At 57.3% G+C, this 10,612-nt stretch carries 10 protein-coding genes; all 10 read left to right on the top strand.

The window, feature by feature from the left end:
• Positions 1–1,937, top strand: a 1,937-nt coding sequence (locus VGK48_00490; protein HEY2379630.1) for a hypothetical protein, incomplete at its 5' end; no start/stop codon positions are given.
• An 84-nt stretch (positions 1,938–2,021) separates the two neighbouring features.
• Positions 2,022–3,161, top strand: a complete 1,140-nt coding sequence (locus VGK48_00485) for an FtsX-like permease family protein (GenBank protein HEY2379629.1) — start codon at positions 2,022–2,024, stop codon at positions 3,159–3,161.
• 17 nt (positions 3,162–3,178) lie between these two features.
• Positions 3,179–4,318 (top strand): ABC transporter permease, encoded by a 1,140-nt coding sequence (locus VGK48_00480; protein ID HEY2379628.1) that lies wholly within the window; start codon positions 3,179–3,181, stop codon positions 4,316–4,318.
• A gap of 78 nt (positions 4,319–4,396) precedes the next feature.
• Positions 4,397–5,710, top strand: a complete 1,314-nt coding sequence (locus VGK48_00475) for a DUF1800 domain-containing protein (GenBank protein ID HEY2379627.1) — start codon at positions 4,397–4,399, stop codon at positions 5,708–5,710.
• A 3-nt stretch (positions 5,711–5,713) separates the two neighbouring features.
• Positions 5,714–6,931 (top strand): DUF1501 domain-containing protein, encoded by a 1,218-nt coding sequence (locus tag VGK48_00470; GenBank protein HEY2379626.1) that lies wholly within the window; start codon positions 5,714–5,716, stop codon positions 6,929–6,931.
• 148 nt (positions 6,932–7,079) lie between these two features.
• Positions 7,080–7,712, top strand: a complete 633-nt coding sequence (locus VGK48_00465) for a DUF4142 domain-containing protein (GenBank protein HEY2379625.1) — start codon at positions 7,080–7,082, stop codon at positions 7,710–7,712.
• 17 nt (positions 7,713–7,729) lie between these two features.
• Positions 7,730–7,897: a hypothetical protein gene (locus VGK48_00460; GenBank protein HEY2379624.1), complete on the top strand. Its 168-nt coding sequence runs from the start codon at positions 7,730–7,732 to the stop codon at positions 7,895–7,897.
• 43 nt (positions 7,898–7,940) lie between these two features.
• A complete protein-coding gene (locus VGK48_00455; GenBank protein HEY2379623.1) occupies positions 7,941–8,276 on the top strand; it encodes a hypothetical protein in 336 nt (111 codons plus the stop codon).
• 166 nt (positions 8,277–8,442) lie between these two features.
• Positions 8,443–9,102, top strand: coding sequence for a cytochrome c3 family protein (locus tag VGK48_00450; GenBank protein HEY2379622.1), 660 nt, complete (start codon positions 8,443–8,445; stop codon positions 9,100–9,102).
• Positions 9,103–9,113: 11 nt separating this feature from the next.
• Positions 9,114–10,612 (top strand): molybdopterin oxidoreductase (locus tag VGK48_00445; protein HEY2379621.1); only part of this gene is annotated, 1,499 nt, incomplete at its 3' end.

The raw sequence follows: 10,612 nt of genomic DNA, 5'->3' as shown, positions 1-10,612 counted from the left end.
CGAGTTATGCCAGTCCGGAACAGTTTCGTGGCATTACGCAAACCACCGCCACGGATGTCTACTCCCTTGGCGCCGTCTTGTACAAACTCCTCACCGGCAATTCGCCGCGCGAGAATGACGGCGAAGCGCGCAGTTTTCTTACAGACTCCGGAAATTCCGAAGTGCCGGCTCCGTCCAGGGTGAACAGCCGTCTTCCCAGAGATCTCGATTATGTTACGGCCAAGGCCCTGCGCCACGAGCCGAAAGAGCGGTACGCTTCGGTGGAAGCCTTTGCCAACGATATTCGCGCTTTTCTGGAATCGAAGCCCCTGAAGGCTCGTTCCGGCAACATATCGTACCGCCTGCGAAAATTTGCCAGACGTTACTGGGTGCCCGTGCTGGCAACCTCAGTCACAACAACTGCGCTGGCGGCGGGTTTGCTGGTTGCGAACTATGAACGGTCCATCGCGCAACGGCGTTTTCTTCAAGTGCGGCAGCTCGCAAACAAGGTCCTTGCTCTCGATGACGTCCTCAGCGGATTACCGGGATCGACCAAGGCCAGACACGAAATTGTCGACATGTCGAAGAATTACCTCGAAGCTCTCGGCAGCGAAACCGGCGCCGATCCGGAACTTGCGCTGGACATCGCTACCGCTTATGGAATTCTCGCAAAGGCGCAGGGAGTTCCGGGCCGATCCAACCTTGGCCAGTATGCGCAGGCGGCGGAAAGTCTGCGCAAGGGCGACGCGCTGGTGGAGTCGGTTCTTTCGGCATCGCCGCGAAATCGAAAGGCGTTGCTGACGTCGGCGGAAATCGCCGACTATCGCATGATCCTGGCCGACAGCGACCACCTGCGCGACGAGGAGTCGGCTCAGGCGAACAAGGCGGTCCAGCGCCTGGATGCATTACTGGCACTGGGAAACGGATCGCCAGACGAAATGACATCGGCCGCGGTGGTTTTTGCAAACCTTGCTCTCGCGTACAAGAACATGCACCGCTACGAGGAATCGATTCATGCGGCGCGCCGGTCCATCGCAGCAGGCGAAGCCTTACCCAGCCGGGCCAATTACGAAAGCCAGGGCTTGAGCATCATTGCCGACTGCATGCGTCTGTCCGGCGATCTGGATGGCGCGCTCGAGACGATCCGTCAGACCCGTCCGATCCTGGAAAAAATCGTCTTTCCTACTGAAGTGAGCCGCCAGACGACGCGATTCAATGTCTTGTGGCGGGAGGGAATGATTCTGGGCGGGGACGATACGCTCAACGCGGGAAAATTTGAAGAAGCGATTGCAGTCTTCCAGGATGCTCTGGATGGCGTCGAAAGCCTGGCGCAGAAGGATCGGAATGACGCCGCCAGCCGCATTCTGGTTGCGACCGCGGCCCGCGAGCTCGGACGTGTCCTCGGCAACGAACCGGGTATCGATAATCTTCCACGCGCCATGACCGTTTTCGACCTTGGGATCATGCGGATCCGCGAGGTCAAAAACAATTCCAAAGCCCGGCGCGAAGAGGTGCTGCTGCTGGCCGGTTCTTCTTACGTTTTGCGCAAGTGGAATCGTGCGGCAGAAGCCCGGAGCCGGATCGATACGGCGTTTCAGATCCTGAAAGAGATAAAGGATTATCCGGCCGGCAAAATGGCTCCGGATGACGAGGCCGCCGTCGCTCTGCTCGCATTGGGCGATCATCTGCGAGACACGGGACAGTCGCGGCGGGCGCTGGATGTGTATCGGGAGTTGCTCGATAAAATCATGGCCTTCCATCCCGATCCCGGGAATGATTTGCGCCATGCGCTAAAGCTTTCCCGCATCTATTCCGCGCTGGCGGATCTCTACCGGCAGAATGGTGATCTGGACAATGCGTCCTCGCTGTCTGCACTGCGATCCGGCATCTGGCGGACCTGGAACAGCAAGCTTCCGAAGAATGTTTACATCCGCGAGCAACTGGACATCGCAAAATAAGCCCTTGTCCGCGGGTCACGAAAGGATTCCTCGCCTGCCCGCCAATTTTTCCTGCCGATCTCGCTTTATAAGCAGGAGAGGTTGATGAGTCTCGTGCCTTTCATCTTGCGCAACACGGTTCGCAACAGGCGGCGAACCACACTCACAATTCTCAGCACTGCGGTTTCCCTGTTTTTGATTTGCTCGTTGGAGACGCTGCTTGAGAAAGTCGAGAATCCGGCACCGGCACCGGGCTCGGCAAGGCGGGCTGTCGTACGCAACGCGATCAGTCTGGCAGCGACGCTGCCGATTTCCTACCGCGAGCGCATCAGACGGATACCGGGAGTCGAAGCCGTTGCCGCCGCGCAATGGTTTGGCGGCGTTTACAAGGACCCGGGCAATTTCTTCGCTCAATATGCGGTCGATGCCAGGGAGTTCTTCGAGGTTTATCCCGAGATGCACACTGCCCAGCCGGAGCAGGCCGCCGCATTCATCAGCAACCGCACGGCCGCGCTGGCCGGCGAACTCCTCCGGAAAAGATTTGGTTGGAAGGTGGGAGATCACATCACGCTCAAAGGTGTTCATTTCCCCGTGGATCTGGAAACCGTGATCGTTGGATTCCTTTCCGGTGGCGGGAATGACGGCAACTTTTATTTCCATTGGGACTATCTGAACGAGCTTGTACCCGAGGATGCCACCCAGACGTTTTTCATCATGACGAGTGACCCCGATCGCCTCGCCGCCGCCGGCGAAATGATCGATGCCACGTTTGCCAACGCTCCGGCCTCAACAAAGACAGCCGCAGAATCCGCTTTTATCGTGCAGATCTTGTCGATGTGGGGAAATGTGCGGCTGCTGGTGGCCAGCATTTCGTCGGCCGTCTTGTTTGCATTGGTTCTCGCCTCCGCTAATGCCATGGCGATGTCCATCCGGGAACGTGTCCGCGAGATCGCCGTATTGCGAGTACTCGGTTTTTCGCCGGCTGCCGTCGTTCGCATGATCATTCTGGAGTCGTCGCTGATCTGCCTGCTCGGTGGATTATTTGGATCACTCGCGGCGAAATATATCTATGCGTCCTTGAATCTATATAGCCTGACTTCGGGGCTCATCCAGACACTCGATGTCTCCTGGTCGTTGGTATTTGCGGCGCTGTTGACCTGTCTGGTGGTGGCTCTGATCAGTACTCTCGTACCTGCCTGGAACGCCGCCCGGCTGCCCATAACCGTAGCACTCCGCAAATCGTAGGGACATGGGAGTCACCAATGATCCCGGTGAAATATAACATCCGAAGTCTTATCGTCCGCCGCATCGGAACCATCATGACAGTTCTCGGAGTGGCTGTGACGGTGGCGGTTTTCGTGTCCGTGCTGGCTATGGTTCACGGCCTGGAAAGCACCTATGTGGATTCCGGAGAACCGCTCAATCTCATTTTGATCCGGCAATCATCACAGGCGGAGACGAACAGCTTCTTCGATCGCAGCCTGAAGCCGATTGTAGAAGCAACCCAAGGCGTTACGGCAGTCGCCGGCGAAATCATTACTGTCATCAATCACACCCGCGTCAACGGGGACACCGCGAATGTGATCGTTCGGGGTGTTTCGGACGAGTCACTCGAACTTCGCCCCAAGTTGAAAATCGTCGAAGGCCGCATGTTCCGGCTGGGATTGCGCGAAATCATCGTCAGCCGCTCGATATCGAAACGATTCAAAGACGCGCAGATCGGCGGCAAAATGAAAATCGGCAGGTCCACGTGGGACGTGGTCGGAGTCTTTGACGCTTCGCGGACGGCGTATGATTCCGAAGTCTGGGGCGATTACAACCAGATATCCGGCGAGTCCAAACGGTACGTGTACAGCTCTTTGCTCGTCCGCTGCGCCGATCAAGCCAGTGTGGAGAGTATTCGCCGGCGGTTGGCCGGCGATCGCCGGCTTCAGCTCGATGTCTTCAGACAAAAGGAGTATTTCGAGGCTCAGTCCGGAACGGCGACGCCCATCAAAGTGCTGGGGTATCTGATTGCGGCTATCATGTCGATCGGTTCATGTCTTGCAGTCATGAACACGATGTACACCGCAACGGCATATCGGACCCGTGAGATCGCAACGCTGCGAGTGCTCGGTTTCCAGAAAGGCAACATCATGTTGTCGTTCATGTTCGAGTCGCTTTTGCTTGGAGTGCTCGGTGGAATTCTGGGCTGCATTCTGGCTTTGCCGATGAACGGCATTTCTACCGGCACAGGAAACTTTACGACGTTCTCGGAAGTTGCGTTCAATTTCAAAGTCACGCCGCTGTTGATGATACAGGGTGTTTGCTTTGCCGCCATCATGGGCCTGGTCGGCGGCCTTCTTCCGGCGCGGCTTGCGACAAGATTCACGATCGTACGCGCGTTAAGAACGGGAGTGTAAGAACTCCCGAAAACAGAAAACCGCTGAAGTTCCTGCGTCTGGTTAGACCTGTTGTCTCTTCCGGCTGTCTATACAACCATGCAGGACATCAAACACCTGCTGAGCCGGATCAGCTTCGGGCCGCAGCCTGGAGAAGTCGAGCGGATACAGCAGGTTGGCGGCGACAAGCACCTTGACGAACAGCTGCATCCGGACAGGATTGACGATCACTCTGCCGACGAGCGGCTGGCAGCGTTCCCTTCGATACGGATGAGCACCTCCGAAATCATTAATAAATACCCAAAGCCTCAGCAGTTTGCGCGCCGGATGAAGGTCAATACGGCCGATCCGGATTCCCGCCGGCGCATCCGGGAAATGCTTCGGGATAAAGGCATGCAGCCGCCTGAGCAAGTGCTCCAGGACCTCCAGTCGCAGAGACTCGTCCGGGCGGTATATAGCCGGCGGCAATTGCAGGAAGTCATGACAGACTTCTGGCTCAATCACTTCAACATTTACTGGAACAAAAACGCCGACCGCTGGCTGACGACGAGCTACGAAATGCATGCCATCCGGCCGCACGTCCTGGGCAAATTCAAGGACCTTCTGATGGCAACGGCGAAAAGCCCTGCGATGTTGTTCTATCTGGATAATCACCTGTCGTCGGCCACCAAAGGCATCAACGAGAACTACGGCCGTGAGCTGATGGAACTGCACACACTCGGCGTCGATGGTGGATACACACAAAGGGATGTTCAGGAAGTCGCCCGCGCCTTCACAGGCTGGAGCATCAATCGGCCGGAGATGAGCGGGGAATTCATGTTCCGGCCTCGAATACACGATAACCGGGAGAAAGTCGTCCTCGGACACAGGATCGATGCCGGCGGCGGTGTCCGCGATGGTGAAGAAGTCATCGATATTCTGTCGAAGCATCCGAGCACGGCACACTTCATTTCGACGAAACTCGTTCGCCGGTTTGTCGCGGATGATCCGCCTCCCGGCCTGGTCCAGCATGTTTCGGGAGTTTTTCAAAAGACGGACGGCGACATCCGCGAGATGATGCACGCGATCATCACCTCGAACGAGTTCAATTCGCCTGCCGTTGCCGGCGCGAAGACGAAGACGCCTTTTGAATATGCCGCATCCGCAATTCGCTCGCTGAACGGAGAGACCGACGGCGGACGCCAGGTAACGCAGGCCATCGGCCGCATGGGACAACCTTTGTATCAATGCCAGCCGCCGTCGGGTTATCCAGACCGCGGTGAGCACTGGATGAGCAGTGGCGCCGTACTCGAGCGGTTAAACTTTGCCGTAGCCTTAAGCGCAAACAAGATTCCCGGAACGTCCGTTCAATTCGACGACCCGGTTAAAACAGTCGTAGCCCGGCTGGGTTCACCCGAGTTTCAAAAGAGGTAGAACATGGCAATATCACGTCGTTATTTCCTGAAGTCGGGAGCGGTCGCTCTCGCAGGTTGTGCCGCCACGCCGTCGTTTCTGGTGCGGACGGCGCTTGCCCAGGAGAACAGAGCACCGGGGAAGGACCACCCCATCATCATTGCCATCTTCCAGCGCGGCGCCGCGGACGGCATTTCGATGGTTGTCCCGTTTGGAGACAGGTACTACGCAGCCGCGCGGCCGCAGATCGCGATACCCGAGCCGATGCGCGGAGCCGACGAGCGCGCGATCGACCTCGACGGATTTTTCGGACTGCATCCCTCGCTGTCTTCTTTGAAGCCGATCTATGACCAGGGCCATCTGGCGATCGTTCACGCCGCAGGATCACCGGATACGACGCGATCGCACTTCGATGCGCAGGATTACATGGAGTCGGGCGCTCCGGGTAACAAAGGCGTGAGCGACGGCTGGCTGAACCGATATCTGCAGGTCAGTCCCGAACCGGACGCCAGCGCCTTTCGCGCTGTGGCCTTGACGCCGGCGCTGCCGAGATCGCTGGCCGGCCCGGCGGCGGCGGTTTCGATGCAGCGCGTGGCAAGTTTCGGCATCCATGGTGGAAAAGCCTCGCCTGAACTCGAAGAGATGTTTGCCGACTTATATAAGGATACGTTCGACGCCGTGAAGACGCTTCGCAGCGCGACGCAACAGCAATACACGCCGACTGCCGGCGTTCAGTACCCGAATACGCCGTTCGCGCAGTCGCTTCAGCAGATCGCGCAACTGATCAAATCCAATGTCGGCGTCGAGGTCGCTTTCGCCGAAGTCAATGGCTGGGACACGCACGCGAACCAGGGTTCATCGCGCGGACGGCTCGCCAACGATCTCAAGAGTTTCGGCGACGCGCTCGCAGCGCTTTATCGGGATCTTGGCGACCAGATGCGCAACGTCGTTATCGTCACAATGACGGAGTTTGGCCGCGCCATGCGCCAGAACGGCTCGGGCGGCACCGATCATGGTCATGCCAGTTGTCTGTTCGTGGCCGGAGGTCCTGTGAAGGGCGGGAAAGTGTACGGCCGTTGGCCGGGACTTGCTCCGGAACAGCTGTACGAAGGCCGGGACCTCGCGTTGACGACGGACTTCCGGAACGTGTTTTCGGAAATTCTCGTGAAACATATGCGGACGCCGGACACTGCAAGAGTCTTTCCAAATTTCAAACCGGCAGCGGGCCTGCAGATTCTGTAGCTGTGGGAGGGCGTCTATATACTTGACGCATCCTAGCCGCTCCGCGGCTCCCCCCAACCGATTCATACCCACCGAACCTATTGGATGGATTGCTGTCTAACCTAGTAGAGCCTCGCCTGCAAACTTTAGAAATTCGAGGGAGAATCATATGAAAACGCAGATTCACACCTTCATTTTGGGGTTGATCCTATGCCTGGTGGCATTCGGCATTACGGCCTGCCAGCGGGACAATAAGACTGTTCAGGCCGCAGCCGAGCCGAATACCGCGGAAGAGCCGGCTCCGGCCGCCGCGAATCCGGACAATCCGGGGACGAATGTTACCAACGTGGTCGAGGGCGCGGATCGCAGCTTCGTCATGCAAGCGGAAAAAGGCAACATCGAGGAGCGCATGCTCGGGCGCCTGGCCCAGGAAAAATCGCAAGACAGCAGCGTGCAGGACTACGGAAAGATGCTGAGCCGGGACCACAACACGGCTTTACGGCAACTGGTGACATTAATGAACAAGTACGGCATTGCGCAACCTCCGACATTGCCGGAAGAACGCAAAGAAGCGGTCAATGATGTTAAAGGACTCACCGGCCAGTCTTTCGATCGCAAGTTTATCGATCTCATGGTGAAGGATCATGAGAAAGCGATAGCCGACTTTCAGCATGAAGCGTCAGTTGCGCAAAATAACGACGTGAAAAATTACGCGCAGGATCTGATACCGGTACTGCAGAAGCATCTGGGCAAGGCCAAAGAACTGCAGGGCAAAATGGAAAGCAAGCCGGCTGGAAGTTAAGCGCCGCGGGGAAGTTTATGGATCCCACATCTCACATCTCGTCCGTGACACTCTTCCACTACCTTATTCATGCGATGCCGCTCAGCGGCGACGAGATGAGCCATTTGAAGGATTGTGCATATTGTCAGTCTGTTCTGGATGAGTTTGATACTTACATCGATCCGGGAATGATCCACGCCGCCTGATGCGGCGTGGGAGTCCCGGAATGGTTGAAGGGAGGGGTGACCGATGAAAGGTCGAGGAACTATCCTTGCTCTGCTCGGCATCTGGTTGATCATTGCCGCGATCTGGCGGTTCGTTCCCGTACTTGAAGCCTGGAGCGATCTGATGGCAGGAATCGTGACGGCGATTCTTGGTTTTTCACTTGTGGGATTGCGCCCCGGCAACGGCTGGGTTGCCGGTCTCGCTGGGTTATGGGTGATCGTGGCCGCGTTCATTCCGGAACTCCACGCCGGATCGGCCATACTCATTAACAACATCATTACCGGGCTGGTGATGATGGTCGCCGGTTTCACGATTCCGCAATTGCCGGTTGAGGAAGAACCGGCCGCCAAGGCAGCATAGACAGCATAGCAGGCGGTAAATACCGCATATCGGTTGGTAAACGCCTTCCATGAGGTGGCATCGTCTGACCGCCTCAACCCTTTTTTCCCGCCCAAACGTTCCAAATCCTGACGTGTTCGTGTGGCAGCGCACTTGCTCCGCGGGAGTCGGCTGAAAATTGTGCGTCATGCCGCAGATATTCAAGAGAACCACGAACGCGATTTCACGTCTCACGATATTCGGCGGCATTTTCGTTGTCGCGGCGGTCACCTGGGGCTGGGCAGCAGTCGTTTATTCGCCATACGTCACCAACGAGCGAATACCTCTGGATCAACCGGTTCCCTTCAGCCACGAGCATCACGTCGGCGGCCTCGGCATCGACTGCAGGTACTGTCACAACACTGTCGAAGTCAGTCCGTTCGCCGGTATTCCACCGACCGCCGTGTGCATGAATTGCCACAAACAGATTTGGAGAGACAGTGCGATGCTTGAACCGGTGAGGGCCAGCCTGCGCGAGAACCAGCCGATTCGCTGGAATCGGGTGAATTCCCTTCCGGATTTCGTCTATTTCGATCACAGCATCCATGTAAACAAAGGCGTCGGCTGCGAAACGTGCCATGGGCGAGTGGACAAGATGCCGCTTACGTGGAAGGCGGCGGACATGCACATGCAATGGTGTCTCGCCTGCCATCGTCATCCGGAACAATTTTTGCGGCCTCGCGATCAGGTATTCACGATGGGTTGGCGGCCGCCGGTGGATCAGGAAGCACTCGGACGTCAATTGATGACGGAGTATCACATTGAGCCCACATTCAAGCTCACAAATTGCTCGATTTGCCACAGGTAGGGGTTCATTGCGTGGAACAAGCGGATAATCAGCGTCCTCAATGGCGGAGCTTGACGCCGCCAACTCATGATCCTGACGCGCTCATGCCGGCGCAGATGGGGGGTGTCAACCGTCGCGACTTTCTGTCGCTGGCGGCTGCCTCGCTCGCGCTTGCGGGCGTGGAGGGATGTACACCCGCAGCGACTCTGCCGGAAAAAATCGTTCCCTATGTTGAGGCGCCGGAACAATTGCTGCCTGGAATTCCACTTCATTTCGCGACGGCGATGCCGTTTGCCGGCTACGGTGTTGGCCTGGTCGTCAAAAGCGAGGAGGGCAGGCCTGTCAAGATAGAAGGGAATCCGCGTCACCCGGCGAGCCTCGGATCCACCGACGCATTCATGCAGGCATCACTCCTGGATCTCTACGATCCGGACCGCGCCAAATCGATAACGCGGCGCGGCGCAATTTCAAGACTGGATCCGTTCAGCTCGTTGATATCGATGCAGCTCGATAGCATGAAGGCCGGAGGCGGTTCCGGCCTCCGGTTCTTATCGGGCAGAATCACATCTCCTTCCGAAGGAGAACTGATCGGCCGAATCCTTCAAGAGTTTCCGAACGCAATCTGGCATCAATATGAGCCTGTAAACAACGACAACGCGCGAGCCGGAGCGCAGTTCGCTTTCGGACGATTCGTCGACACGGTTTACAACCTTGACCGCGCGGATGTGATCGTGTCGTTGGAATCCGACTTTTTGTACTGGGGCCCCGGCCATATCCGGCACATCCAGCAGTTCGCGTCGCGCCGCACGGCGGAGCAGGGCGGACCGGGAATGAACCGGCTGTACGTTTTCGAAAGCGCTCCGACGATAACCGGCTTCAAAGCGGACCATCGCGCAGCGATGCGTTCATCGGAGATCTCCAGACTGGCAGCAGCATTGGCGGCTCGTCTCGGGGTTACGGGAACGGAGACTCCAGCTTTCTCCGAACAGTGGTTCGATCCGCTGATTCGCGATCTGGAGTCTCACCACGGCTCCAGTCTCGTTATTGCCGGTGATACGCAGCCGCCCTATGTGCATGCTCTCGCGCATGCGATCAATGAAAAGCTCGGCAATGCCGGCCGTACCGTTGAATACCGGGAGCCGGTCGAGATCGGTCCCGTCGGGCAGACGCAATCCTTGCGCGATCTCGTGCAGGCGATGCAGGCGGGGAAGGTCGACCTGCTGGTGATGCTCGATGTCAATCCATCGTACTCGGCTCCGGCCGACCTTGAATTCTCAAAAAGCCTGTACAACGTAAAGCTGAAGATCAGCCACAGTCTTTACTACGACGAGACCGCAGCAGAGTGCGACTGGCATGTGCCGAAGCATCATTTCCTGGAGGCGTGGGGCGATGTTCGCGCTTATGACGGCTCTGTTTCAATCATTCAACCGTTGATTGTTCCGTTGTACGAGACCAAGAGCACACACGAATTGCTGAGCGTGTTTCTGGGCAATCCGACGCGATCGAATTATGAACTCGTCCGGGACTCCTG

It is taken from the genome of Terriglobia bacterium, from assembly GCA_036496425.1.
Lineage (GTDB): Bacteria > Acidobacteriota > Terriglobia > 20CM-2-55-15 > 20CM-2-55-15 > 20CM-2-55-15.
The sequence above is the reverse complement of the archived record's forward strand: the minus strand, read 5'-3'. Positions and strand labels throughout refer to the sequence as shown.